The sequence below is a fragment of the Kitasatospora sp. NPDC059462 genome (genome assembly GCF_042749955.1).
In the GTDB taxonomy this organism is placed as follows: domain Bacteria; phylum Actinomycetota; class Actinomycetes; order Streptomycetales; family Streptomycetaceae; genus Kitasatospora.
This window is the reverse complement of sequence record NZ_JBHYUU010000016.1, coordinates 38,373-64,311: the sequence shown is the minus strand read 5'-3', so window position 1 is coordinate 64,311 and position 25,939 is coordinate 38,373. Positions and strand designations below refer to the sequence as shown.

The window sequence follows — 25,939 nt, the reverse complement described above, 5'->3', positions numbered from 1 at the left end:
GCCCCGGGGCCTCAGTCGGCAGGCAGGTCCGGCACGGTCGCCGCCATCCGGGGGCTGGCCTCGGAGGGGTGGTCGTGGACAGCGAGGCCGAGCAGGGCGAGCACGGGCAAGTGCAGGGCGGCCCAGGAGGCGGTGACGAAGGTGCCGAGCCGGTCGCGGTCCGCCGGGGCGGCGTGCCGCCGGTCGGCGGGCGGCGGGGAGGTGCTGGGCGTTGGCATGGGAGGGCCTTCGGCAGCGGGGGAGGGGTGGACGTTCCCAGTGAACTGCCGGGCGAAAGGCCGGATCCGTAGCCGGACTACGGCCCGTAGTCCGGCTACGGGTCAGATGATCTGCACGCCCGCGCGGGCGGCGAAGTCCCGGACTCCGGGCAGCTTGCGGTCGTGCCGCAGCAGGGTGCTGGCGAGGCTGCGGACGGCACCCCGGCGGACTTCCTGCGGGGCCGCCTCCTCGGCGGCCAACAGAGCCCGGTAGCACTGTTCGGGCTTGCCCCACTGGTCGAACGCGCGGGCCACGTCGGTGAAGAAGCGCGCTTGACGTTCGGCGGTCGGCAGCGCGGTGGGGTCGATGGTGGAGGCCAGTTCGATCGCCCGCCCGGCGTCGCCGAGCTCGTAGTGCACCGACAACTCGTGCAGGGCGACGCCCTGGACGCCGTCCATCAGGCCGGAGGCCCGGCTGGCGGCTGCGGCGCTGTCGGCGGCCTCCCGGATCAGCGAGTGCGCGTAGGCGCGGTCTCCGGTCTTCGCGGCGGTGTAGGCCGCAGTGGCGTACAGATCTCCGCGGATGCCCAGGCGGTCGGGCTCGGACACCGTGGTGGTTGCAAGTCCCGTTCGACCAGCGACATCCAGACCTCGCTGCGGTCGAGCTCGGCGGCGAGACGGAGCTGGGTCCACTCCATCTCGGCGCGACGGAGCGCGATGAACTTGCCGAACGTGATGCCACTGCCCCCCACGCTGGCCCCCGATGCCGTGTTGAAGCCACTACGGATCGCTACCGTACCGATGGTCAGGGTCACGGTGTAGTGCTTTCGGATCGAACCTGGCATCCACCATGCCGTTCGGCACGTAGCTTGCCCTGGGCACGGCCTGCCGCAGGGAGAGGTGCTCGGGTTCCAGCGCAAGGACGTCGACTTCAACCGCGGCGTCGCCTGGGTCAAGTGCGGCCGGCTGCGACCCAAGTACCGGCACGGCTACGGCGACCGCTGCGGGCGCATGCCTGGCTTCTGCCCGCAGAAGGAGCCGACCCGGCGCGAGACCAAGGACACCTGGACGGGCCCTCGGCCTGTGGCGTGAGGGCATCCGCCCCGCAGTACCGGGCCGGACGCGGGCCGCAGGGCAGCCCGCGTCCCTCAGTATGACGCTCGGCGCCTCTTCAGGGTCGCCGGGGGGAGGAAGCCCGGGAGGCGCGTGGTTCAGCTCACGTCGTGCTGCCCGGGGGCGTTGGCGATGGCGATGAGACCGTCGATCCGGTCCGCCAGATCGCCTCCGCCTCCGCCTTCACCACCGTCCCCGTCGCCCAGTGCGGCCAGCATGCCGAGGCGGCCGATGGGGAAAGACTCCAGCATCTTGGAGAGGTCGACGCCCTCGGGCATGACCGACGCGGCAGCGTCCGCGCTGCCGAGCATCTGGTCGAGCGCGGCTTGGAGGACCGGACCGGCGACGGGGTGCCCCAGGGCCTCACCGAGGGTCGACGTCCGCGACAGCGGCAGGACGAGCCGGTCGCCGGCGACCTCGACGGTGGTGGTCGAGCGGATGTCGCGGCTGGAGGCGGCGACGTCGACGGCGTAGGCGCCGCCCTCCACGACCCAGCGGTCCGCGCGGACGTCCCAGTACGCGAGGTCCTCGCGGCGCACCGTCAAGGTGATCTCGCGTGCCTCGCCCGGCGCGAGGTTCACCGAGGCGAACGCCTTCAGCTCCCGTACCGGACGCTGCACGCCGCCACCGGGAAGTGCGGTGTAGACCTGCACGACCTCGCGGCCCTCCCTGTCGCCGGTGTTGGTGACCGTCACCGTCACGTCGATGTCGCCCGCGGCGTTGACTGCGGCGGAGGCGGCCCCGTACGCGAAGGTGGTGTACGACAGGCCGTGGCCGAACGGGAACGCCACCGCCATCCGGCGCGCGTCGTACCAGCGGTACCCGACGAACAGGCCCTCGCCGTACCGCACGCGCGAGAACTCACCGGGGAAGTCCAGGAAGGCGGGGGTGTCCTCCAGCCGGAGCGGGATCGTCTCGGTGAGCTTGCCCGACGGGTTGACCTCGCCGAACAGGACGTCGGCGGTCGCGCCACCGCCGGCCTGGCCCAGCAGCCAGCCTTCGAGGATCGCCGGCACCCGGTCGGCGAACGGCAGCGCCACGACGCCACCGTTGGAGAGGACGACCGCCGTATTCGGGTTGGCGTCGAGCACGGCGTCGAGCAGTTCGATCTGAACGGCGGGAAGCTCGATGTCCTCGCGGTCGTACCCTTCGGACTCCAGCCGCGCCGGAAGCCCCAGGAAGAGGACGACGACGTCGGCGCCGGCCGCCGTGGCCACCGCCTCCTCCCGCAGCGACGCGGCCTCGTCGTCCGTCGTCCCGAGCGCGCTCGCGAAGCCCTGGGCGTGGAGCACGGTGCCGGTGGAGAGCGCGCGGATCTCGTCGAGCGCGTTGTCCAGGCGGGTCGGATTGATCAGCGACGAGCCGGCGCCCTGGTAGCGCGGCTTCCCGGCGAACTCGCCGATGACGGCGATGCGGGTGTCCCTGGCCAGCGGCAGCAGCGCTCCGTCGTTCTTGAGCAGCACGATCGAGCGGCCGGCCGCCTCACGGGCCAGGGCGTGGTGCGCGTCGACGTCGAGCGGCCCCTCGACGGCGCCCGCGCCCGCCCGCGCCTTGCGGACGAGGTCGACGACACGTCCCGCGGCGGTGTCGACCACGCTCTCGTCGAGCGTCCCGTCTTCGACCGCGGCGACGATCAGGGCGTCCGTCACGCCGTTCGACGAGGGCATTTCGAGATCCAGGCCCGCCGCGACGGCCTTGACGCGGTCGTCGACCGCGCCCCAGTCCGACACCACCAGGCCCCGGAAGCCCCACTCGTCGCGCAGCACGCTGGTGAGCAGCCAGGGGTCCTCGGAGGCGTACACGCCGTTGATGCGGTTGTACGAGCACATCACCGTCCACGGCTGCGCGTCCTGGACCACGCGCTGGAAGCCGCGCAGGTAGATCTCGCGCAGTGGGCGCGGGTCGACGTCGCTCGACGCGCGCAGCCGGTCGTCCTCCTGGTTGTTGGCGGCGTAGTGCTTGAGCGAGGCCCCCACTCCCTTGGACTGGATGCCCTTGACCAGTGCGGCTCCGAGCACGCCGGAGACGACCGGGTCCTCGGAGAGGTACTCGAAGTTGCGGCCGCACAGCGGCGAGCGCTTGATGTTGATGCCGGGGCCGAGCAGCACCGCGACGTCCTCGATCGCCGCCTCGGTGCCGAGCGCCTCACCGACCCGGCGGGCGAGGTCGGCGTCCCAGGAGGATCCGAGGCCGACGGCGGGCGGGAAGCAGGTGGCCGGGACGCTCCCGCCGAGGCCGAGGTGGTCGCCTCCCTCCCGCTGCTTGCGCAGGCCGTGCGGGCCGTCGGTGAGCATGATCAAGGGTATGCCGTGGCGCTCGACGGCCTTGGTGCGCCAGAAGCTCGCGCCGCTGGTCAGCGAGGCCTTCTCGGCCAGGGTGAGATCGCGCACCTGGTCGGGCACCGCGGCCGCCCGGGTGGTGGTGTCGGTCATGGATTCCGCTTCCGTTCTCTGGAGGGTTGTGGTGGTTCCGTCCGGTGCCGGCTCAGCGGACGGATCGGATGAACTGGTTCGCGACGGCGCCGACGATGGCGATGACGGCGCCGCCGAGGAACAGGGCGGGGTAGTTGCTCGACCCGCCGCCGATCATCAGGAACAGGGGCGCGGTGACCGGCACCAGCGTCTGGGGCAGCACGTTCGCGAGGTGCAGCACGGCCATGTCCTTGGCCACGTCCGTACGGGAGGGCAGCACCTCCGCGACCAGCGCCTGGTCGACCGACAGATAGGCGCCCATCGCGAAGCCGGCGATCACCGAGGAGGCGACGAAGGTCGCGAAGTTCGGCGCGAAGCCGGCGACGATGTGGGCGACCGAGAGGACGATCGCGGAGACCAGCACGAAGATCTTCCGGCGGCCCAGGCGGTCGGAGATCCGCCCGAAGACGATGCTGGTGGGGATCGCCGTGACCGCGTTGATAACCGTGAGGAGCAGTACCGCAGGGCCGACGTTGTCCTCGGTGTAGCCGAACCGGTCGAGCAGGAAGAACAGTTGGTAGTTCGCCAGCGTCATGTTGCCGAACATGACCATCAGCCGGGAGATCCAGGCCAGCGCGAAGTCGGGGGCTTCGCGCGGGCTCGTCCAGAACGCCTTGAGCAAGGTCAGCAGGCTGAACGGCGGCAGGTCCTCGCGCTTGGCCCGGCGGTCCTTCAGGACGCGCAGGAACACCGTCACGAAGACCAGCATGAACAGTCCGGGGATCAGCATGGCGGCCGTCAGGTTGGGCAGGAACAGCTGCGCGAGGAAAGCGCCGCCGACCCCGGCGAGCACCTGGGTGATGCCCATCAGCCCTGAGACGCGGCCGAGTTGACGCTTCGGCACCTGGTCGGGGATGACCGGGTTGAGGCCGGCGATCAGTGCGTTGAAGGTCAGCTGCGTCAGCGCCCAGGCGAGCACGAGCAGCGGGATGCTGTCGGCCGAGGCGAGGAGCAGCAGGCTGGCGGCGCCGGTGACCATGCCGGAGGCGATCCAGGGCTTGCGCATCCCGAACCGGCTGGTGGTGCGGTCGCTCAGCGCTCCGAACAGGTTCTGCCCGACGAGGGCGACGAACGCGCCGACGCCGAGCACGAGCGAGAGGCTGGCCGCCTTCCCGTCGGGGTCGATCTGGTTCACCCGCAGCGCCAGGGTGATGCTGGTCGCGGGCAGCAGGGCGGTCCACACGCCGAGGAACGCGAGGAACAGCGAGGCCTGGAATCCCGCCGAGACGAGCTTTCCGGGGTGGTGCTCGCGGTCCGCGCCGGACGCCTCGGCGGCGGTGAGGCCGGCCGGTCCGCCGACTGGCACGTCCATTGGAGCGATGGATCTCTCGTAGTCCACGACGATGCGACCTTTCTCCCGCTTTGCCCTCATCGGCCCGAGGGCGTCCGGTATATATACCGAGCACTCGGTAGGTAACACAATGGGTGCGGCACTACGATTCAGGCATGACGGATGTCGCACCCACCGCTCACCCGAGGACGCGTGCGCCGCGCACCTCGCCGGAACGCCGCCGGGCCCAGATCGTCGAGGCGGCCATCGCCGTCTTCGGCCAGCAGGGCTACCGGCAGGGCTCCCTCAAGGCCGTCGCCGACGAGGTCGGCCTGACCATCCAGGGCCTGCTGCACTACTTCCCCACCAAGGAACAGCTCCTGCTGACGACGCTGGAGCAGCGCAACGCGCTCACCCAGGCCAAGCTCGACGAGGCGATCGAGGCGGAGGGTGTGCTCGGGGCCTGCCGCTTCGTGCTGCGGCGCAACCGCGACGACCCCGGCTTCATGCGGCTCTTCGTCACCCTGGCCGCGGAGGCGACCGATCCGGAGCATCCGGCCCACGAGTACTTCCTCCGCCGGTACGAGACCATGCACGCCCACTTCGCCGAACAGCTGCGCTCGGAGGCGGAGCAGGGCCGGATCGCCGCCGGCGTCGACCCCGGGGCCGCCGCCGCGTCACTGATCGCCCTGATGGACGGCCTGCAGCTCCAGGCGCTCCACCGGCCCGCGATGGACCTGCTCGACACTTTCGAGCAGGCCACCCGGCACCTTCGGGCGGCGCCGTAGCGCGATCCCCGTCCGGCCTGCTATATCTACCGAGTAGTCGGTAGATATAGGAGGCTCGTCATGGGAACTGTCGCGGAACGGCCGAACATCCTCTGGATCGTCTCGGAGGACTGCCCGCCCTGGTTCGGCTGCTACGGCGACGCGCACGCCGTGACGCCGGCCATCGATGCCGTCGCCTCGCGTGGGGTGCTCTACGAGCGCGCCTACTCCCCGGCCCCGGTGTGCTCGCCCTCGCGCTTCGCCCTGCTCACCGGCATCGCGCCCGAGAGCCACTCGCCCGCCGACCGGATGCGCGCCGTCGCCGCCCGCCCGGACTGGATGGCGACCTACCCCGAGATCTTCCGCGACGCCGGGTACTACTGCACCAACAACGCGAAGACCGACTACAACCTCGACGTGGACGCGAACGCGATCTGGGACGAGTCCTCCCGGACGGCGCACTGGCGAAACCGGCCCGCCGGAGCACCGTTCCTCGCCGTGTTCAACTACGACCCGACGCACGAGTCGTCGGTCTTCGACGCGAACTCCCCGCTCGCGCGCGCGATCGGATCGTCCGCGGTGTTCGGCGAGCCGCTGACGCCCGCCGTACCGCTCGAAGCGATCCGCCTGCCCCGCTACCTGCCGGACACCCCCGAGGTCCGGTCGGACTTCTCCCGCTACTACAGCGCCGTCGCCCGGCTGGACACGTTCGTCGCCGGCCTGCTCGGCCAACTGGCCGAGGACGGCCTCGCCGAGGACACCGTCGTGCTCCTCACCTCCGACCACGGCGGCGTCACCCCGAGGAGCAAGCGCTACCTCTACGACGAGGGCCTGCACGTGCCGCTGCTGGTGTCCGCCCCGCCCCGGCTCGCCGGGCGGCTGGCACCCGCCGGATCCCGCCACCCCGAGCCGGTCTCGACGCTGTCCGTCGCCCCGACCCTGCTCGCCCTCGCCGGCCTCCCCGTCCCCCCGCAGATGGCGGAGCAGCCGCTGACCGAACCGACCGGGCCGACCGGGCCCGCGCTCGCGTTCGGCGAACGCGGCCGGATGGACGAGCGCTTCAGCCTGGTGCGCACCGTCCGCAGCCGCCGCTTCCGCTACCTGCGCACCTACACGCCGCACCGCCCCGTGATCCAGCACCAGGCCTTCGCCTGGAACGCGGCCGCCTTCCGCTCCTGGGAGGCGGAGCACACCGCCGGGCGGCTGACCCCCGAGCAGGAGCGGTGGTGGCTGCCCGCCGAGCCGGTCGAACTGTACGACGTGGACGCCGACCCGGACGAGGTCGAGAACCTGGCCGGACGCCCCGAGTTCGCCGAGGTCGAGGCCCAGCTGCGGCAGGCGCTGCGCGAGCACATCCTCGCCGGCCACGACAACGGCTTCCTGCCCGAGGACTCGCCGCTCCTCGGCTGGGACGCGAGCCGCGCCCCCGGCGCCTACCCCCTGGAGCGGATCCTCGACCTCGCCGACCGCGGGCTGGAGCGCGACAGCTCCGTCCTCCCGGAACTGCTGACCGCCCTCGGCGACGACGATGCGACCGTGCGCCGCTGGGCCGCCATCGGCATCCTCCGGCTCACCCCCGGTGTCCCCGACGCGGCGGCCCCGCTCCGCGCGGCCCTCGCCGACCCCGAGCCGTCCGTCGTCGTCCACGCCGCGGAGGCCCTCGCCCGACTGACCGGCGACGAAGACGCCTACCGGGCCCTCGCCCGCGTGGCGGCGTCGGAGAGCACCCCGTGGGCCCGGCTGGAGGCGGTCAACGCCCTCACCTACCTCGACCTCGACCGGGTGCGCCCGTACCGGCAGGTCGTCGACGCGGCCGCGACCTCCGGCAGCGAGTACCTCAGCAGCGCCGGACGCTACCTGCGCCTGCTGCTCGACGACGAGTACACGCCGGACGCAGCCGTGTACGACCCCGCCCCCCTCCTGGCCGCGTTCAAGCGCTGACCGCCCCTTCCGGGCCGCGACCGTGCCCGAGCCGCCCACCCGGCCCGGGCACGGTCGCGGCCCACACCCCGCAAGGAAGCACCATGGACCGACCCGAGCACCGCACCAGCTGCTGCGCCCGCCAGCGCGCCACCGGGCCCGCCGTCCCCCCGCCCCCGTCCGTCCCCGCGCCCCCGGCCGGGCACCCGAAGCCGGCGCGGCCGTCCGCGCACACCGTCCCGCAGGCACACATCCCCGCGCAGACCTTCCGGATGGGCGACGCCCACGGCGACGGCGCACCGGCCGACGGCGAGACCCCGGTCCACCCGGTGTCCCTCACCGCCTTCGCCATCGACACGACCAGCGTCACCAACGCCGACTGGGCGAAGTTCGCGGCCGCGACCGGGTACCGCACCGAAGCGGAGACCTTCGGCTTCTCCGCCGTCTTCCACCTCGCACTCGCCGCCGACCCCCGCGACATCCTCGGACAGCCGCCGCAGACCCCGTGGTGGCGCGGCGTCCGGGGCGCGGACTGGCGCCACCCGGGCGGCCCAGGATCGTCGATCGAGGGGCTGGACGAGCACCCCGCGGTCCACATCTCCTGGAACGACGCCCAGGCCTACTGCGCCTGGGCCGGCCGCGCCCTGCCCACCGAAGCCCAGTGGGAGGCCGCCGCGCGCGGCGGACTCGACGGCAGGCGCTACCCCTGGGGCGACGACCTCGGCGCGCAGGAGGGCGAACGCTCCGGCTGGCGGCTGAACATCTGGCAGGGCGCCTTCCCCGCGGAGAACACGATGGACGACGGCTTCCTCACCACGGCCCCCGTGCGCACCTACGCCCCCAACGCCTACGGACTCTGGCAGGCCGTCGGCAACGTCTGGGAATGGTGCGCCGACGCGTGGGCCGTGGACACCTACTCCCGGGACTTCGCGGCAGGGACCGTGCACGATCCCACCGGCCCGGCCGGCCCGATGCCCGATGCGCCGAGGGTCATGCGAGGCGGGTCCTTCCTCTGCCACGACAGCTACTGCAACCGCTACCGCAACGCGGCCCGAACCTCGAACACCCCCGACTCGTCCATGGCCAACGCCGGCTTCCGCACGGTCTCCCCATGAACGAACGCATACGGATCCTGCGGCTGTGGTTCGCGCCGCAGCGCATCCACGACGAGGGGGACACCCCCGACTACCGGTTCTCGCTGGCCAATGAGCGCACCTTCCTCGCCTGGATCCGGACGGCGCTGGCGCTGATCGGCGGCGGGTTCGCCGTCGACCAGTTCCTGCCGGAGCTGGCCCGCGGTGTCCGCGCCGGACTGGCGCTCGCACTCCTGGCCGCAGGGGTTCTCTGCGCACTGCGGGCGGTCAACCACTGGGTGCGATGCGAGCGGGCGATGCGTCTCGGCAAGGACCTTCCGGTCTCGCGGTTCCCGACAGTGCTCGGCCTGGGCGTGGCGACCGTGGCCGTGACGATGGCGGTGGTGGTCCTCTTCGGCTGGGAGGGTCCGTGACGACGGAGGGACGGGATCCCGGACTCCAACCCGAGCGCACCCGGCTGGCCTGGCGGCGAACGACGCTGTCGTACACGGTGGCGGCGCTGCTGGCGGTCAAACAGGTCCCGCTGTCGGTGATCCCGCTGATCGCCCTCACCTGGCTGGGCTTCCTGCGCACGGCTCATCGACGCGTGCTCGGGGTGGGGGTGTCGCGGCCGCGTCCGCTGTCCCCGCGCGGCGCGCTGACGGCAGCGGCGTGCACGATCGCGCTCGCCGTGCTCGCGGCGACCATGGTGATCCACCCGGCCGACGGCTGAGGCGGAGGGGCGGGGCCTCTCCGCCGCCTCGGGGACCGGCTTGGGCGCTTGATCCATAGGTGAGATGAGGCTTCGTTTGGCCGAGGTGTTCGGTCTGCTCTGCATCCAGGGATCGTTGCGGAAGGGCCCGGGGCCTGCGCGGCCGACCCTCCTTTGCCCAGCGCGGCCACCCCCGCAGGCGTCGCGTGGTCCATCGACCGCTCGGCAACCTCCCCGGCCAACCCGTCACCGGCGGTGGCAGCCGGCACTGTCCTGCCCGCCACGGGTCTTCGTGCCGCTTGATCGGAGAGGCCGGCGACTTCGGCACCCGCAGGCCTCGCCCGCTGATGGCCGTCGGCGCCGCGATCGCCGCGTTCGGCCACGGGCGGGCGGCCGGTCCGGCCTCGCGTGCATGGGCGCGTCGTCGACCCGGGGCGGGTCACCGCACCAGACCCGCCGCTCGTGGGCCGGGCCGCGGGCATACCCCTCCGGTCCCCGGATGGCCGGGGAAGCGGGGCGGATCGGCAGACCGATAAGGAGAGAAACTTTAGTCGCAAGAATCAGGGTATGCGTCATACCTGAGGACGAGAAGGCCCCCCGCCGTTCATCCGAAAGGGTGGCGGGTGGCCCTACCGCGGACCGATAAGTCCGACTCGTGTCAGTTGCGAGAATTGAACGGAATTCGGTGATCCGTTTTTCTTCCCTCACGCTTCAGGAGTCCCCCGTGACCACGTCGACCACGACCGCCGTCCGCACCGGCCGGGCGGCCGCCCGCGCCACCGGTCTGAACAAGGTCTACGGGGAGGGGGAGACCCGCGTCGTCGCCCTCGACAACGTCAGCGTCACCTTCCCGCAGGGCGAGTTCACCGCGATCATGGGCCCCTCGGGCTCCGGCAAGTCCACCCTGATGCACTGCATGGCCGGCCTGGACACCGTCTCCTCCGGCTCCTCCACCATCGGCGACACCGAACTCGTCGGCCTCAAGGACAAGCAGCTCACCCAGCTGCGCCGGGACCACATCGGCTTCATCTTCCAGGCCTTCAACCTGCTCCCCACCCTGACGGCCCTGGAGAACATCACCCTCCCGATGGACATCGCCGGCCGCAAGGCCGACAAGCAGTGGCTCGACAAGGTCGTCGAGACCGTCGGCCTCTCCGGCCGGCTCTCCCACCGCCCCAGCCAGCTCTCCGGCGGCCAGCAGCAGCGCGTCGCCTGCGCCCGCGCCCTGGCCGGCAAGCCCGACATCATCTTCGCCGACGAACCCACCGGCAACCTCGACTCCCGCTCCGGCGCCGAGATCCTCGCCTTCCTGCGCAACTCCGTGCGCGAACTCGGCCAGACCGTCGTCATGGTCACCCACGACCCCGTCGCCGCCTCCTACGCCGACCGCGTCGTCTTCCTCGCCGACGGCCGCATCGTCGACGAACTGACCCACCCGACCGCCGACGCCGTCCTGGACCGCATGCGCCGCTTCGACGCCAAGGGCCGCACCAGCTGACGCCCCGCGCCAGCCGTCCGACCCTCCGTCGACCAGAGGACTGACACCACCTCATGTACCGCACCGCACTGCGCAATGTGCTGGCCCACAAGGCCCGGCTGTTGATGACGGCGCTCGCCGTCCTGCTCGGCACCGCCTTCGTGGCCGGCACCCTCGTGTTCACCGACACGCTCGGCAACGCCCTGCGCTCCCAGAGCAGCAAGAGCTACACCGATATCACCGTCACCGTCAGCGACGCCGATGCCGGCGCTATCAGCAGGGGGTACGACCACGGCAACCGGACGTCCGGCGGCCCCTCCCTCACCGAGGACACCCGCGAGGCGATCGCCGCGCTTCCCGGCGCCGCCGATGCCCGCGGCGTGGTCAGCGGCTTCGCCGGGATCGCCGACCGCAAGGGCGCGCTGATCGGCAACGGCTTCTCCACCACCGGCACCAACTACGTCCCGGGCGCTGACGGCACCGACCCGCGCTACCCGCTGGTCGACGGCCGCGGCCCTCGCACCTCCGGCGAGGTGGCCCTGGACGCCGAGACCGCCGACAAGGGCGGCTACAAGGTCGGCGACACCGTGCGGGTCGCCGTCAACGGGCCGGTCATGGACCTGAAGCTCACCGGGACCGTCACTACCAACGACCCGCGGGTGATCTCCGGCGGCTCGCTCGCCGCCTTCGACACCGCCACCGCCCAGCAGCTCTACCTGGCCCCGGGCCGGTTCGCCGAGATCGACGTCAAGGGCGAGCCCGGCATCGACGACAACGCGCTGCTCGCCGCCGTCCGGCAGACCCTGCCCGCCTCCGACGACATCGAGGCCCGCACCGGCCGCGAACTCGCCGACGAGCAGGACCGGATGATCACCGCGACGACCAAGGGCCTGTCCTCCGCCCTGCTGGTCTTCGCCGGCATCGCGCTCTTCGTCGGTGTCTTCATCATCGCCAACACCTTCACCATGCTCGTCGCTCAGCGCACCAAGGAGCTGGCGCTGCTGCGCGCGATCGGCGCCAGCCGCAAGCAGATCACCCTCTCCGTGCTGGCCGAAGCCCTGCTGGTCGGCGTGAGCGCCTCCCTCGGCGGCCTGGTGGCCGGCATCGGCATCGCCGCCGGCCTGCGTGCCCTGCTCAACGGCCCGGGGGAGGCCAACCTGCCGGACGGCCCGCTGCTGGTCGGCCCCTCCACGGTCATCGGCTCGCTCGCCGTCGGAGTCGTGGTGACCGTGCTGGCCGCCTGGCTGCCGGCACGCCGCGCCTCCCGGATCGCGCCGGTCGCCGCGATGAGCTCGGCCGAGCAGCCGGCCACCCACAAGTCCCTGCTGGTCCGCAACGTCATCGGCTCGTCGTTCACCGCCCTCGGCGTGGGCGGGCTGCTGGCCGGCGCGGCGAGCGCGGAGGTCAACCTGGTCGGCGCGGGCGCGGGCGCGCTGATGATCGGCGTCTTCGTGCTCACCCCGCTGCTGTCCCGTCCGGTGATCGCGCTGTTCGCCCCGGCACTGCGCAAACTGTTCGGCACCCCGGGCAAGCTGGCGCGCGAGAACGCCGTGCGCAACCCGCGCCGCACCGCCGCCACCGCCTCCGCGCTCACCATCGGCGTCACCCTGATCACCGCGCTGACCGTGGTCGGCGCCTCGGTGAACAAGGCCGTCGACGAGGCCACCGCGAACGACCTGAAGGCCGACTACGCCGTCGCCATGGAGAACTTCTCCATGCTCGCCCCCGAGGTCGCCGGCCAGATCGCCAAGGCTCCCGGGGTTGCCGCGATGAGCGCGATGCGCGACATCCCGGTCACAACCGGCGTGGACGGGGACCGCGAGTGGCTCACCGCCGTGGACGCCTCCACCTTCGACCAGCTGGTCGCCCTGAAGGCGACGCAGGGCACCACCGACGCCCTGAAGCAGGGCAAGCTGCTGGTGACCACCGGCTACGCCGAGCGCAACGGGCTGACGGTCGGCTCGACGATGACCGTCACCTACCCGGACGGCACCCCGGGCACGCTGAGCGTCGGCGCCGTGGTGGAGCCGAGCAGCATGGTGGCCGGCCTCATCGCCCCGGACGCCGTGGTCGGCCCGCACACCGAACCTGGCACGGGCCTGACGAAGGCCCTGGTCAAGGGCACCGGCGGCGCGACCCCGGAACTCCAGCAGGCGCTGCGCGACGCCACCGGCGGCAACCCGCTGATCAGCGTCAAGGGCGAGAAGGACATCAAGGCGGAGGACCGCCGGATGGTGACGTCCGTGCTGAGCATGATGTACGGCCTGCTGGGCATGTCCGTGGTGATCGCCGTGCTCGGCGTCGTCAACACCATGGCGATGTCGGTGTTCGAGCGCCGCCGCGAGATCGGCATGCTCCGGGCGATCGGCCTGGACCGCTCCGGCATCGGCCGGATGGTCCGGCTGGAGTCGCTGATGATCGCCCTGTTCGGCGGCGTGATCGGCGTCCTGCTCGGCATCGTCACCGCCTGGGCCGGCACCCGCACCCTGGAGGACAGCTTCAAGAACATCACGATGGTGGTGCCCTCGGCACAGGTCCTGCTCTTCCTGGTCGCCGCTGCGGTGACCGGCCTGCTCGCAGCCCTCTGGCCCGCCCACCGCGCGGCCCGGATGGACATCCTGGGCGCCATCAAGAGCCAGTAGCCACCGCCCGCACCGCACCGCCCCGTCACCGACACCGCCCGCCGGGAAGCTCCCGGCGGGCGGTGCGCGTTGCCGACCACCGCACACCGAACAACCTGGCGGACCGCCCGGTCGATCCGCGCGGACACTCCCAGCCGACAGCCGGTACGACGCCATACGGGCCCCGGCCGAACTGGCTTCTCGCCGCAGCGGTCCTTGGAAACACTCCCCCTCAGGTACCGCCCGCCGTAGCGCAGGTGAGCGCGCACGACCACCGCACATCGCGCCCCACCACGGCACCCCGGTGTTCACGCCGAGTCCGACCGGCAACACATGCCCCGCCTTCGCGGGCGGCGCGCCCGGCCCGCACGAAAGGCGCGCGGACCGGCAACACGCTCCGTGCGCACCTCCCCACCCCAAGCGGAAAACGCCAGCCCTGGAATGTGGAACCGTCACGACTCATACTTCCCTCAGCCCCGCCTCATGCCGGGGCGGACCACGGTTCGCACAGCGTGCGAATCATTCACGGTTCCGGAGGGAAACGTGTCCAGAAAACGGCAACTGCTCGTCGTCGCACTCCTGCTCGCCCTGATCGGCCTCGCCGCGCCCGCGACGGCACAGGCCCACGTCCTCCAGGTGTCCTGCGAAGGCACGGTGCGCAACGCCTACGACCCGCCTCTGACCGCCACGCCGCGGGACACCGAGGTCACCGTCGACTCCTCCTACAACATCGGCTGTGTGGCACCCGGCCACGAAGAAATCCTGCCCGGCAGCGCCCACGTGCAGGTCACCGTGCCCGACTACTCCTGCATCGACCTCCTGTCAACCGCCCCCGGCACGCAGACCATCACCTGGGCGGACGGCTCGACCACCACGTACGCCTACACCAGGGCGGTGTCCAACATCGCCGGCACCCTGGTGGTCACCAACTCCGGAACCGTCACCGCAGGCCGCTTCACGGGCTCCACGGTCCTCCAGGTCGCCACCGCCCCCGCGCCCAACCCCCTGATCTGCCTGACGACCGGCTACACCTCCCTGACCGCCGCCGTCAGCCTGCAGATCCTGCTGTGAGCCCCCACCGTCCGACCCGAGCCAAGACCCCGCGCCACGCGGCCGCAGCTGTCCCGACCGGCCCCCGGCCCACCCGGACACCTCGGCGAAACTCGGGAGATCAGGACGTCGGACGCACCTCGCAGAGATCCACGACATCGCGGAGTGGCTCGGCCGCCTTGTAGAGAACAGCGGTCAGGAGCCCGTCACCCCACAGAGTGACGGGCTCCTGACCTTCGCGGGCCCAGCTACTTACCGCCACCGGCCACTCAGCCGCTACGCCCACTCCACACCGTGCTCGGCGAGCCGCGCGGCGCCGGGTCCGATGCCCAGGCGGTCGGTGACCTCGCCCGTGCCGTCCTCCAGGCCATGCTCTCCTTCACCGGCGACGGCGACGACGAGACCGAGGCGAGGGCCCTGTTCGACTTCCTGCGGGCCGACGCCCTGGCCCACTCCTGACCGACGCGTGCCAGGTCCGGGCTACGGCCGGACGCGGCGAAGCACGGGCGAGGCTGCGTCCGTGCCGTCGCCGCTCGTCCGGCCGCTCTGGGCCGTGGTGGACAGGATGTCGCGGAACGCGTCCGCCCAGCTTCCCTCAAGGGCGTGGTCGTCGCCGAGGAGAACTTGACGGCGTGTCATTGCGGCCAGCGCCCCGCCGAGTGCGAACGGGCGCAGGTCGCGCAGGGGGTCGACGCCGAGCCGGGTGGCGGTGATGTCGGCCGCGCGCTGCGCGAGGTTGTCGATCTGAAGGATCGCGTAGTCGTGCACGGTGCGGATGCCGAGGAATCGTCGGCGCAGCCCGCGGCGTCTTTCGGTGTCCTCGGCGGGTTCCTCGAGCCGGCCCTGGGTGGCGTCGAGGGCGTGCACGAGGGCCTCCCACGGGCCGAGGCTCGCGGGGGCGGCGGCGAAGGCGTCGAGGATGGGTTCGCCGAAGCCCCAGCCGAAGAGGAGTGCTTCCTTGGCGGCGTAGTAGCGGAAGAGAGTGCGGCGGGCCACGTCGGCGCGCTCGCAGATGTGCTCGATGGTGGTCTGCTCGAAGCCCTCCTCCTCGAACAGGTCCAGTGCGGCCGCCCGGATCACCTCGCGGGTGCGCGCCTTCTTGCGGTCGCGCATCCCGACCGCGACCGGTACTGCTCCCGGTTCGTCCATGTTTTGTCCCGTTCCCGGCCCCGTACCGTCCGGCGGGGCTGCGCCGCCCGGCCGGGGTCACGTAATCACGGGTGGCCGGTGGTGCTCAAGGCGGGCGTCGGGGCGTCGGTGTTTCGCCACGAAAAGTTTGCACTAGTGCCACTTGGCACTAGTGCCACTTCTCTATGGTGGGTCGCGACGGCAGCCGAACGGGCACGCCTCCGAGGAGACCGAGGAACCATGAAGCGGCACAAGCACGTTCTGGCAACGGCCATCTGCACCGTCGCCCTCGCACTCACCGCCGGCGCCTGCTCGGCCGCCGATGACGCGCTGTCCGGCGGCTCCGCCCAGGCGGCCCCGGGCGCCGACGGCCCGGCGACCGACGGCGGCACACTCAGAATCGGCCTGGACCGCCCGTTCACCAAGCTCGACCCGGCCGACGGCACACTGACCACGCAGCCCGTGCTGGTCCTGGCCAACGCGCTGTACGACCCCCTGATGGTCAACGGCGACAACGGCACCGTGAAGCCGTACCTGGCCAAGGCGTTCACCCCGAACACCGACGCCACCGCCTGGACACTGGAGCTGCGCGAGGGCGTGACGTTCAGCGACGGCAGCCCGCTGGACGCCCAGGCCGTCGCCGACCACGTCGCCCGCCTGTCCAAGCCCGAGAGCAGGTGCTCCTGCGCCGCCGACGCCGCCACCATCAGCGGAACCACGGTGAACAGCCCCACCACCCTCGTCTTCACCCTCAAAACGCCGAACGCGGCCTTCCCCAACCTGTTCACCCGCTCCCTCGGCTACATCTCCCGGACCCCGGCCGGCGACGCACCCGCCGTCGGCTCCGGCCCCTACACCGTGGAGAGCGTCCAGCCGGGCGTCTCGGTCACCGTCGCCCGCAACCCCTCCTACTGGGGCGACAAGGCCCACGCCGACAAGATCGTCTACCGGGTGCTGCCCGACGCCGACAGCCGCTACCAGTCGCTGCGCTCCGGCGACCTCGACTTGAGCTGGTCCGAAACACCCTCCCAGCTCAAGCAGGCCCCCCAGGACGGACTGCGGGTCGCCACCGGCCCCGGCTCCACCTCCACCATCCTGTTCAACACCAAAGCCGCGCCCTTCGACGACCCCCGGGTCCGCCAGGCCCTCCAGTACGCCATCGACCGCGAGGCCGTCAAGAAGGTCGTCCACCTCGGCCAGGGCAAGATCTCGGACGGCCCGATCAGCTCCACCTCCCCCTACCGCGCCGCCGGTGCCGCCGGCTACCCGGCCCACGACCCGGCCAGGGCCCGCGCCCTGCTCGCCGAGTCCGGCCACCCCGACCTCTCCTTCGAGTACCAGATCGGCAACAGCCCCGAGGGCCAGCAGCGCGCCACCGTCATCCAGCAGATGCTCGGCGAGGTCGGCGTGAAGGTGACCATCAAGCCGATGGACCCGGCCGCCCTGGGCACCTCGCTGGTGCAGCGCAAGTTCCAGGTGCACGACTTCGTCACCAGCATGTTCGGCGACACCGACACCGCGCTGAGCACCCTGTTCAGCGCCGGCTCCCCCTACAACTTCACCGGCTGGAGCGACCCGAAGACCGAGCAGGCCATCGCCGCCGGACGCGCCGGACTGGACCGGGCCCAGCGGGCCGCCGCCTACAACGAGGCCGCCAAGGCCGTCGTCGAGCAGGCCCCGATGCTCTTCCTCACCGAGAACCCGGTCGGCTTCATCGCCACCACCAAAGTCCGCGGCCTGCCCGACCTCTCCGAGCGGACCGTCGTCAACGTCTCCCCGGCCACCCTCTGGCTAAAGCCGTGACACCGCCCGCCCCAAGCCCCACCGGGCCGGGCGGCCCGGGCACCGCCACCCACCGCCGGCAGCCCGCACACCGCCGGGGGAACCCGGCCACGAACAAGCGCCCCTACTCCCTGAACCGGTCCGGCCCCGGCCCGAACCGGCCGGACACCGCCCTTCTCGACCCCCGTACCCCGCGGCGTCCCTGACACCCCGGCGCCAAGAGCGTCCCCAGCGCCTCGCCCGCCGAGACGACACACGGACGCCGCCGTCCCTCTACTACACAGTGCCCCCGCACCACCGAAAGGTCCTCATGTCCCTGCTCAACTTCCGCGATCCCGCCCGGCAGTCGGACCCCGACCACACCTGGATCCAGCCCGGCGTCCTCTTCCGCTCCGCCCAGGCGTTCCCCAGCGCCGGGCCCGACACCGTCGCCCAACTGCGCGACGCGGGAATCCGCGCCGTCGTGGACCTGCGCTCCGCCGGCGAACGCGAGCCGGCCGACTGGACAGCCGTCGAAGCCGCCGGGATCACCGTCGTCGACGCGTCCCTGGCCCCCGCGGCGGATTCCGTGGACCGCCTGATGACAACCATGCGCACCGATGCCGACCTCGGCGCCTTCTACCTCGCCCTGGCCGAGTCCTCGCCGACCGCGATCACCACCGCCGTGCACACCATCGTGCGGCACGGCCCCGCGCTGGTGCACTGCGCGGCGGGCAAGGACCGCACCGGCCTCCTCGTGGCACTCCTGCTCGACCTGCTCGACGTACCCGCCGAACGCATCGCGGCCGACTACGCCCGCTCCGCCGACGCCGTACCACACGTCTTCGCCGCACTGGCCCAGCGCCCCCGCGCCATCCCGCTCAACCGCGCACCGGATGCGGCCGACCGGAAGCCGACGCTCCCCCCGCTCCTGCTGCAGGCCCCGCCCGAGGCGATCCTGGCGTTCCTGGAAGGCATCCGGGCACGCCACGGCAGCTCGCAGCAGTTCCTCCTGCACTGCGGCGTCGACCCGGCCGACCTCCGCGCCTTCCGCACCAACGCCACCGCCACCGCCCCTTCCGGAACCCCCGCACACCTCGCCCCGTCGGAGCCGCACGCACCCCGGCCGGCCGGCGAGTCCGGCACCGAGGCCGCCCGCGAGGACGTCCCCTTCGACACCGAGGACCCGCCCTCCTGCTGCAGCCACCAGGCCTACGCTCACGCGGGCGACCGCGTCAGCGGTGCCCCCCTACCGGAAGGGTTCCTGTTCGGAGCCTCGACCGCCGCCCACCAGATCGAGGGCAACAACACCACCAGCGACTGGTGGGCCTTCGAACAGCGCACCAACTCGTTCATCCCCGAGCCGAGCGGCGACGCCGCCGACAGCTTCCACCGCTGGCCCGAGGACATGGACCTGCTCGCCGGACTCGGCTTCAACGCCTACCGGTTCAGCATCGAGTGGGCCCGCATCGAGCCGGTGCGGGGCCGGTACTCGCGGGCCGCGCTAGCCCACTACCGGGCCATGGTGGAGGGCGCGCTGGCCCGCGGCCTCACCCCGGTGGTGACGCTCCAGCACATCACCCTGCCGCAGTGGTTCGCCGAGGCCGGCGGCTGGCTCGCCCCCGACGCGGCCGAGCTGTTCGCCCGGTACGCCGCCACCGCCGCCACCGAGGTGCTCGACGGCGTCCGGTACGTGGCCACCGTCAACGAGCCGAACATCCTCGCCCGGATGCACTCCGTCAGGCAGCGGTTCACCGAGGGCGGCGCTGTTGAGGGCGACATCGACCGGATCGAGCCCGGCGAGGACATCACCGAGGCGCTGGTGCGGGCCCACCGCGCGGCGAGCGCCGCGCTGCGCGAGGCCGATCCGCGCCTGCTGATCGGCTGGACGGTCGCCAGCCTCTGCCTCTACCCCGTGGAGCCCGGCGCCGAGGCCACCGTCGCGGCCCTGGCCCGCCGACGGGAGGACGTCTTCGTCGAGGCCGCCCGCGGTGACGACTGGATCGGCGTGCAGGCCTACACCCGCGCACCGGTCGGGGTGGACGGCCCGGTCCCGGTCGCCGACGGCGTCCGCACCACGATCAAGGGCTGGGAGTACTACCCGCAGGCGCTCGGTGAGGCGGTCCGCCGCACCGCCGGGACGGTCGGCCCGGAGGTGCCGCTGCTGGTCACCGAGAACGGCATCGCCACCGCCGACGACACCGAGCGGATCGCCTACACCACGCAGGCGCTGGCCGGTCTCGCCGACGCCCTGCGCGACGGCGTGGACGTCCGCGGCTACCTGCACTGGAGCCTGCTCGACAACTACGAGTGGGGCTCCTACCGGCCGACCTTCGGCCTGGTGGCGGTGGACCCGGAGACCTTCGCGCGCACCCCGAAGCCCTCCGCCCACTGGCTCGGCGCCCTCGCCCGCGAGGGCCGCCTAGCCTGACCGGCACCCGCGCGCACCGGTTGGCCGGCCGATACCCGGCCGGCCAACCGGCCCGGCCGTCACACATTTCCTCGCCGCCACCACCGACGCCCCCGCCCCGGCAGCCGCCTTCGGCACCCGAGCGGGTGGACCACCCCACCGAGAACCGCACTCGACACCAGGCTCACTGCGTGTCCGACAAGCCGCGAAGTACACCATGTCTTCAGCCCCTGCCCCGACATCGCCATGGGCGTGGGCGTGGGCACCGGTGTCGTGTTGAAGGGGCTGGAACCCGACCGCACCAGGCTCCAGCGGGCTTCCTTTCCTCCCCGGGCCGCAGCCGGGCGCAGCAGGGTGAGGACGTCGGCGGGGTGGCCGGGCCCGGCTGACGGCGGCCGCAGGACGCAGGCAACGCGTGGCAGCGAGTCCGGCCGGACCGTGCCCGGCGGCACCCGACCCCACCGCCGACCCGGCACGGGGGACGGCCCCAGCGCTTCTCCGGCCTCGTCCCTCTTCTGGGAGACCGTCCTGGACCTGTTCACCGTCACCGGCGCCGCGTCGTCCGTCGAGGAGGGGATCGAGGCACTGCGTGCCGCGCCGGCGGAGAACCTGCGCACCGAACTCGAGGCGGCCGCTGAACTGCAGTTCCGCCGCATCATCCTCGACGACCGGCGCGGCAACGGCTGACCAACCACTGGCCGAGCCGCCGCCACACTGGCCGTGCTCTCGGCGCCCAGCACTGCACGCAGGTGCGAAACGAGGGCACATCCAGGGCACATGCGGGCGGAAAACGGCGCTGACCAGTGAAAACTCGTGACATGAGTTTTCCCAGGTCAGCGCCGTGATCGCCATGAATCCGCAGGTCAGCGCGGCGCTCATGCAGTACGTGAACTACCGCTGAGCCGGTCGGCGGCCCCGGCCGGGAGCTCTGGAGAGGGCTTCCGACCGGGGCCGCCGTCGTTTCCGGGGGCGCCGTCGTCCGGTGGGGCGTCAGGGGGTGGCGGCCCAGGCGGCGGTGGTGCGGTGGGCGTCGAGGCCGGCGGCGTCGAACTCGTCGCGGGCGGTGGTGCCGGCCGGGACGTGGACGCCGAGGCGGCGCAGGACGCGGGAGATCGGGCCGCCCTCGGGCGGGAAGGCTTCGAGGGGGCCACTGGTGAACGGGCCGAGGTCGAGCCGGCCGTCGGCCCAGAGGGCGGCGCGCTGGATGCCGGTGCCGCCGAAGTAGTCGGCCTCCACGCAGGCGATCGGGCCGGCCTTGGACCAGGCGGCGAGCCGGCGTTCCAGGCCGTCGGAGAACCAGTCGAAGCCGGCGACGCCCGGGGAGGCCGGCTCCTCGTCGCCGAACCGGAGGGCCGTCAGGAACCCGGGGGTGGCCGGGATCAGCGCGAGGCCCTGGGCGAGCGGTCGCGGGCGGGCCGCCGAAACCTCGGCGGCCGCCACCGCGACCAGTTCCGCCGGGCCGATCAGCGCCTGAAGTTCGTATGACATTCAGTCATCGTGAACCATGACACCGACGGTGCGCCCGTCGTTTACGATTCCGTGCCCGGTCGGGTATCAGTCCGAGAGTCGCCCGCAGGACCGGGGCGGACGCCGTACAGCAGCGTGAACAGGGTCGCCTCCACCGCGTCGTCGGCGTCGCTCTCGCCCTCCGCGCGCAACTCGTCGAGGATCTCGTCGAGCCGGCCGCGGAGCCGGAGCATCCGGTCGGGCGTGAGCCGGAACGTGAAGTGCGAGAACATGCCGGGCAGGCCGGGGGCCGAGGCCTCCCGCGAGGTGGTGAAATCGACGCGGTCGGCCATCGCGCGGGCGTGGAACTCGCCGCGGACGCGGTCCATCGCGGCGAGGATGGCCCCGTAGGCGTGGGCGCGGGTCGGTGAGCCGGGCGAGAAGATCTCGGGCGCCAGCCGCAGCGAGTCCTGGGCCGGGGCGTAGCGGCTCTCGACGATGCCGGAGACCAGGCGGGTGCCGGCGACGCGGACCAGTCCGGCCTTCTCCAGTTGCTTGATGTGGCGGTAGAGCTTGGTCTGCGGCTCGTCGAGCGCGGCCGCGATCTCCTTGGCGGTGAGCGGCCCGGAGGCGAGGGCGGCCATCAGGACGTCGAGGATCGCCAGGCGGAGCGGGTCGGCCAGGGCCTTGAGGGTGGCGGCGTCCTCGACCCGGCGCTCCTTGAGGGCGCCGGGGCCGGAGCCGGGGCCGGGGGTGGCGGGGCCCGGGGCGGCGGGCTCCTCGTCGGCGTTCTCGGCACTCTCGGTGTTCTCGACCACGGCCCCACCCTCGCAGATGGCCGCCGACCCGGGCAATCGAGCGTTCACCCTTGCGCGACCGGTCACACTCACGTCACCATTCACACATTCGTGAATGGTGACGCTGCAGTGAGCGTCGAGAAGGGGGAGACGGCCGATGAGTACGGAGACCGCGACCACGACCGGCCCGCCGCAGGCCGCCGCGCCCGTCCCGCTGCGGCGCAACTGGCGCTTCCAGGCCCTCTGGGCCGGCCAGGCCGGCGCCACCCTCGGCCTGCAGATCGCCGACACCGCCTACCCGCTGCTGCTGCTCGCGCTCACCGGTTCCTCCACGCTCGCCGGGGCGTTCGGGGCCCTGCAGATCAGCGCCTCCCTGCTGTTCGGCCTCCACGGCGGCGCGGTCGCCGACCGCTGCGACCGCCGCCGGCTGCTGATCGCGGGCGACTGCGTCCGGCTGGTCGCCTGCGCCAGCGTCCCGGCCGCCATGGCGCTGGACCGGCTGACCCTCGCACACACCCTGCTGGTGGCCGTGGTGATCGGCGCGACCATCGCCTACACCGGCCCGATCCGGCTGATCGCGGTGCGCTCGGTGGTGCCGCCGGAGCAGCTGCGGCAGGCGCTGGCGCAGGACGAGGCCCGGATGAGCGGGGCCGGTCTGATCGGACCGCCGCTGGCGGGCGCGCTGTTCGGGCTCGGCCGGGCGGCGCCGTTCGTCGGCACCGCGGTCGCCTCGCTGCTCGCGCTCACCGCCGCGCTCGTGGTGCGGTTCCCGGGCCGGCCGGAATCCGGGGCGGGCCGGGCCGGCACCGCGGACGGCACTGCGGACGGCGGCGCGGACAGCGGCGCGGACGGCGGCGCGCTGGCCGGCTACCGCTACCTGGCAGCCAACGCCCTGCTGCGCCCGGTCCTCGCCGTCGTCCTGCTGATCAACGTCGCGGGAGCCGCGATGCTGCTGCCGGTGATGGTGATCCTGCGCGGCCAGGGCACGTCCAGCGCCGGCATCGGGCTGGCCCTGGCCGGGGAGGCCGTGGGGGCGCTGGCCGGCGCGCTGCTGGTGAGCCGGCTGCACCGGACGGCCGGGCCCGGGGTGCTGCTGCTCGCGGTGTCCTGGCTGACCGTCCCGGTGCTGCTGGCGCCGCTGCTGCCCGGCGGGCCGGTCACCGTCTTCGCGGCGCTGTTCATGGTGGGCCTGGGGATCCCGACGCTGCGGGTGATGATCGACCTGCTGGTGTTCAGCCGGGTCCCGGACGCGCTGCGCGGGCGGGTGATCTCCGCGACGCTGACGATGTTCACGGTCGGGATGCCTGCCGGGACGGTCGGCAGCGGGCTGCTGCTCGACCACCTCTCCCCCGCGGCGGCGCTCGGCACGGTGGCGGCGCTGCTCGCGGCGGGCCTGGTCCCGGCGACGGCCGGCCGGACGCTGCGCCGCTCCGGCTGGCCCGAGCGGACACCGGCGGCCACCCCGTCGCCCTGACGCCCTGACGCCCGCTCACCGCCCGTCGCCGGGACCAGGCCCGCCGCCCGCACCCCACGGCCCGCCCGCTCATCCTCCGCTCACCCGTGCGGGTGCACGCCGCATGCGCCTCCCTCGCCAACCGGGTGAACTGACCGGGTACGGCCCGGCGCCGGCGGGGCCACCGCAGGAGGACGCATGAGTTCGATGGACATACCGTCGTCCGGCCAGGGCGGTCCTGGCGGAGGCCAGGGGGGCGGCGGCCAGGAGTCCGCCACCCGGGAACGCACCGGCTCGGCGGCCGCCACCCTGGCGAACGCGCCCCGGATGTCCTGGCTGACGCTCGCCTTCATGACCACCGCCTCGGTGGCCAGCCTCCGCTCCGCCCCGACCATGGCGGTCTACGGCCTCGCCTGCGTCTTCCTCTACCTCCTGCCGGCCGTGGTCTTCCTGCTGCCGACCGCGCTGGTCTCCGCCGAGCTGGCGTCCGGCTGGGAGGGCGGCGTCTACCGCTGGGTGTCGGAGGGCCTGTCGAAGCCGCTGGGCTTCCTGGCCGTCTGGTGCCAGTTCGCGATGACGATCTTCTACTACCCGTCCCTGCTGGCGTACGTGGCGTCCACCATCGCCTACGTGGTCAACCCCTCCCTGGCGAGCAACGGCCCGTACACCGCACTCGTGATCATGGTGCTGTACTGGACCGGCGTCTGGGTCTCCGCCCGGGGCACCCAGGCGGTGGCCGGCCTCTCCTCGATGGGCCTGATCATCGGCACGCTGGTCCCCGGCACGCTGCTCGTCGTGCTCGGCTTCGTCTTCCTCGGCCAGGGCAACGGCTCCGCCGCCCCGATGGACGCCGCGCACCTGTTCCCGGAGTGGACCGGCCTGGCCAGCCTGGTGCTGATCGTCAACAACTTCCTCAGCTACTCCGGCATGGAGATGAACGCGGTGCACGTCTCCTCGCTGCGCAACCCGGCCCGGGAGTTCCCGCGCGCGATGTTCACCGCCTCCGGGCTGGTGCTGGCGATCTTCATCCTGCCCGCGCTGGCGATCAGCTGGGTGGTGCCGTCCAGCGAACTGAGCCTGACGGCCGGTGTGATGCAGGCCTTCGACGCCTTCTTCCAGTACTTCCACATCGGCTGGCTGACCCCGGTGATCGCGGTGGCGCTGGTCGCCGCCTCGCTCGGCGGCATGCTCACCTGGCTCGCCGGGCCGTCCAAGGGCCTGTTGATGATCTCCCGCCAGGAGGGCTACCTCCCACCGTTCCTGCAGCGGCTCAACCGGGCGGGCGTCCAGCAGAACCTGCTGGTCACCCAGGGCGTGGTCACCACGGTCATCGCCCTCGCGTACGCCCTGATCCCGAACGTCTCCAGCGCCTACTGGATCTTCTCGGTGATCACCACGCAGGTGTACCTGATCGTCTACCTGCTGATGTTCGCCGCCGCGATCCGGCTGCGCCGTCTCCAGCCGGACCACCCGCGCGGCTACCGGGCACCGGCGCTGGTGCCGATCGCGGTCACCGGCCTGGTGGCCTCGGCGGCGGCGATGGCGATCGGGTTCGTGCCCTCCTCGCAGTTCGGCAGCGGCTCGGTCTGGTCGTACGTGGCGATCGTCGGCGGCGGTCTGCTGGTGCTGGGCCTGGTGATCCCCGTGCTGTTCCTGCGGCTGCGCAAGCCGGGCTGGCGCTCGGCCCAGGCCCGCGCCGAGGCGGAGGCGATCGAGGCCGCCGAGCTCCGCCACGCGACCGACCCCGGGCCGGACGGACCGGGGCACCACGGACCGGGTGCGGACGACGGCCCGACGCACGGAGGTGCGGCATGACCCGCAGCCTGATGGCCTCCCGGCATCGCTGGATCTACCTCGGCGCGATCGTCCTGCTGATCGCCATGCTGGTGACCGGCCTGCTCACCTACAGCCAGCTGCACAAGACCAACGAGGCCAACCGCAAGGCCGAGCAGCTCTCCGAGGCGCTGGCCGCCGCCGGCTACCCGGTGCCGTCGCAGGACCAGATCGTGCACACCCTGGGCGAGGACGGCGGCGCCGTCTGCGACGACCCGGCCGGCGCGCTCCAGCAGGCGCAGTGGAAGTACGGCATGTCCACCGGCGCGGCCGGCCCCGGCCAGCGTCCGGTGCTCTCCGACCGCGAGGTGGTCCTGGCGGAGACGATCGTGCTCTCGGTGTACTGCCCGGACAAGCTCGCCGCCATCAAGGACAAGATCGACGACCTCAAGCTGGAGAACACCGTCCGCAACTGACGCCCCGGCCCACAGTCCCCAGAG

Annotated in this window: 23 protein-coding genes and 1 pseudogene; 17 read left to right on the top strand and 7 right to left on the bottom strand. The window is 72.5% G+C overall.

Features of this window, described 5'->3' with window-relative positions; genetic code table 11:
- Positions 1-11 precede the first annotated feature (11 nt).
- Both ACFXAM_RS07325 and ACFXAM_RS07320 read right to left on the bottom strand, forming a co-directional pair.
- A complete protein-coding gene (locus ACFXAM_RS07325; protein WP_380288322.1) occupies positions 12-218 on the bottom strand; it encodes a hypothetical protein in 207 nt (68 codons plus the stop codon).
- Positions 219-320: 102 nt separating this feature from the next.
- Complete coding sequence (locus ACFXAM_RS07320) at positions 321-806, bottom strand: hypothetical protein (protein WP_380288320.1); 486 nt, start codon at positions 804-806, stop codon at positions 321-323.
- A gap of 291 nt (positions 807-1,097) precedes the next feature.
- Between ACFXAM_RS07320 and ACFXAM_RS07315 the strand changes: the two genes are divergently transcribed.
- Complete coding sequence (locus ACFXAM_RS07315; RefSeq protein ID WP_380288318.1) at positions 1,098-1,289, top strand: hypothetical protein; 192 nt, start codon at positions 1,098-1,100, stop codon at positions 1,287-1,289.
- Between the two features lie 119 nt (positions 1,290-1,408).
- On the opposite strand, the gene ACFXAM_RS07310 is transcribed toward ACFXAM_RS07315, so the two are convergent.
- Entirely contained in the window at positions 1,409-3,742 is a 2,334-nt protein-coding gene (locus tag ACFXAM_RS07310) for a glycoside hydrolase family 3 C-terminal domain-containing protein (RefSeq protein ID WP_380288316.1), read from the bottom strand.
- 52 nt (positions 3,743-3,794) lie between these two features.
- Positions 3,795-5,093 carry an MFS transporter gene (locus tag ACFXAM_RS07305; RefSeq protein WP_380288314.1) on the bottom strand — a complete coding sequence of 433 codons (1,299 nt, stop codon included), beginning with the start codon at positions 5,091-5,093 and terminating at the stop codon, positions 3,795-3,797.
- A 134-nt stretch (positions 5,094-5,227) separates the two neighbouring features.
- Between ACFXAM_RS07305 and ACFXAM_RS07300 the strand changes: the two genes are divergently transcribed.
- From ACFXAM_RS07300 to ACFXAM_RS07260, 9 genes are all read left to right on the top strand, one after another.
- Positions 5,228-5,839 (top strand): TetR/AcrR family transcriptional regulator, encoded by a 612-nt coding sequence (locus ACFXAM_RS07300; protein ID WP_380288312.1) that lies wholly within the window; start codon positions 5,228-5,230, stop codon positions 5,837-5,839.
- Between the two features lie 60 nt (positions 5,840-5,899).
- The gene (locus tag ACFXAM_RS07295; protein WP_380288310.1) at positions 5,900-7,759 is read left to right on the top strand and encodes a sulfatase-like hydrolase/transferase; all 1,860 of its coding nucleotides are present in this window, start codon (positions 5,900-5,902) and stop codon (positions 7,757-7,759) included.
- A gap of 83 nt (positions 7,760-7,842) precedes the next feature.
- Complete coding sequence (locus ACFXAM_RS07290) at positions 7,843-8,853, top strand: formylglycine-generating enzyme family protein (protein ID WP_380288308.1); 1,011 nt, start codon at positions 7,843-7,845, stop codon at positions 8,851-8,853.
- Positions 8,850-9,245 carry a YidH family protein gene (locus ACFXAM_RS07285; protein ID WP_380288306.1) on the top strand — a complete coding sequence of 132 codons (396 nt, stop codon included), beginning with the start codon at positions 8,850-8,852 and terminating at the stop codon, positions 9,243-9,245. Before ACFXAM_RS07290 ends, ACFXAM_RS07285 begins: the two co-directional genes overlap by 4 nt.
- Complete coding sequence (locus ACFXAM_RS07280; RefSeq protein WP_380288304.1) at positions 9,242-9,544, top strand: DUF202 domain-containing protein; 303 nt, start codon at positions 9,242-9,244, stop codon at positions 9,542-9,544. Before ACFXAM_RS07285 ends, ACFXAM_RS07280 begins: the two co-directional genes overlap by 4 nt.
- A 703-nt stretch (positions 9,545-10,247) precedes the next feature.
- A complete protein-coding gene (locus ACFXAM_RS07275; RefSeq protein WP_380288302.1) occupies positions 10,248-11,021 on the top strand; it encodes an ABC transporter ATP-binding protein in 774 nt (257 codons plus the stop codon).
- A gap of 53 nt (positions 11,022-11,074) precedes the next feature.
- Positions 11,075-13,642 carry an ABC transporter permease gene (locus tag ACFXAM_RS07270; protein WP_380288300.1) on the top strand — a complete coding sequence of 856 codons (2,568 nt, stop codon included), beginning with the start codon at positions 11,075-11,077 and terminating at the stop codon, positions 13,640-13,642.
- Between the two features lie 522 nt (positions 13,643-14,164).
- Positions 14,165-14,692, top strand: coding sequence for a hypothetical protein (locus ACFXAM_RS07265; RefSeq protein WP_380288298.1), 528 nt, complete (start codon positions 14,165-14,167; stop codon positions 14,690-14,692).
- A gap of 273 nt (positions 14,693-14,965) precedes the next feature.
- A complete protein-coding gene (locus tag ACFXAM_RS07260; RefSeq protein ID WP_380288296.1) occupies positions 14,966-15,130 on the top strand; it encodes a hypothetical protein in 165 nt (54 codons plus the stop codon).
- Positions 15,131-15,151: 21 nt separating this feature from the next.
- On the opposite strand, the gene ACFXAM_RS07255 is transcribed toward ACFXAM_RS07260, so the two are convergent.
- Positions 15,152-15,820 carry a TetR family transcriptional regulator gene (locus tag ACFXAM_RS07255; protein ID WP_380288294.1) on the bottom strand — a complete coding sequence of 223 codons (669 nt, stop codon included), beginning with the start codon at positions 15,818-15,820 and terminating at the stop codon, positions 15,152-15,154.
- A 219-nt stretch (positions 15,821-16,039) separates the two neighbouring features.
- Between ACFXAM_RS07255 and ACFXAM_RS07250 the strand changes: the two genes are divergently transcribed.
- The 4 genes and pseudogenes from ACFXAM_RS07250 to ACFXAM_RS07235 all read left to right on the top strand — a co-directional run bounded on the left by ACFXAM_RS07250 (position 16,040) and on the right by ACFXAM_RS07235 (position 20,657).
- The gene (locus ACFXAM_RS07250; RefSeq protein WP_380288292.1) at positions 16,040-17,602 is read left to right on the top strand and encodes an ABC transporter substrate-binding protein; all 1,563 of its coding nucleotides are present in this window, start codon (positions 16,040-16,042) and stop codon (positions 17,600-17,602) included.
- Positions 17,603-17,891: 289 nt separating this feature from the next.
- A pseudogene (locus ACFXAM_RS07245) lies at positions 17,892-18,608 on the top strand (tyrosine-protein phosphatase); the annotation flags it as partial.
- A gap of 216 nt (positions 18,609-18,824) precedes the next feature.
- A complete protein-coding gene (locus tag ACFXAM_RS07240) occupies positions 18,825-19,991 on the top strand; it encodes a glycoside hydrolase family 1 protein (RefSeq protein WP_380288352.1) in 1,167 nt (388 codons plus the stop codon).
- A 417-nt stretch (positions 19,992-20,408) separates the two neighbouring features.
- The gene (locus ACFXAM_RS07235; RefSeq protein ID WP_380288290.1) at positions 20,409-20,657 is read left to right on the top strand and encodes a hypothetical protein; all 249 of its coding nucleotides are present in this window, start codon (positions 20,409-20,411) and stop codon (positions 20,655-20,657) included.
- A gap of 303 nt (positions 20,658-20,960) precedes the next feature.
- Here the strand turns inward: ACFXAM_RS07235 and ACFXAM_RS07230 are convergent, their stop codons facing one another.
- Positions 20,961-21,458: a hypothetical protein gene (locus ACFXAM_RS07230; RefSeq protein ID WP_380288288.1), complete on the bottom strand. Its 498-nt coding sequence runs from the start codon at positions 21,456-21,458 to the stop codon at positions 20,961-20,963.
- A 41-nt stretch (positions 21,459-21,499) separates the two neighbouring features.
- Positions 21,500-22,234, bottom strand: coding sequence for an ArsR/SmtB family transcription factor (locus ACFXAM_RS07225; RefSeq protein ID WP_380288286.1), 735 nt, complete (start codon positions 22,232-22,234; stop codon positions 21,500-21,502).
- Positions 22,235-22,370: 136 nt separating this feature from the next.
- Between ACFXAM_RS07225 and ACFXAM_RS07220 the strand changes: the two genes are divergently transcribed.
- The 3 genes from ACFXAM_RS07220 (at position 22,371) to ACFXAM_RS07210 (ending at position 25,915) form a co-directional block, all read left to right on the top strand.
- A complete protein-coding gene (locus ACFXAM_RS07220; RefSeq protein WP_380288284.1) occupies positions 22,371-23,687 on the top strand; it encodes an MFS transporter in 1,317 nt (438 codons plus the stop codon).
- A gap of 177 nt (positions 23,688-23,864) precedes the next feature.
- On the top strand, positions 23,865-25,481 hold the full coding sequence (locus ACFXAM_RS07215) for an APC family permease (RefSeq protein ID WP_380288282.1): 1,617 nt from the start codon (positions 23,865-23,867) through the stop codon (positions 25,479-25,481).
- Complete coding sequence (locus ACFXAM_RS07210; RefSeq protein ID WP_380288280.1) at positions 25,478-25,915, top strand: hypothetical protein; 438 nt, start codon at positions 25,478-25,480, stop codon at positions 25,913-25,915. The genes ACFXAM_RS07215 and ACFXAM_RS07210 overlap by 4 nt, the downstream gene beginning before the upstream one ends.
- Positions 25,916-25,939: the final 24 nt, after the last annotated feature.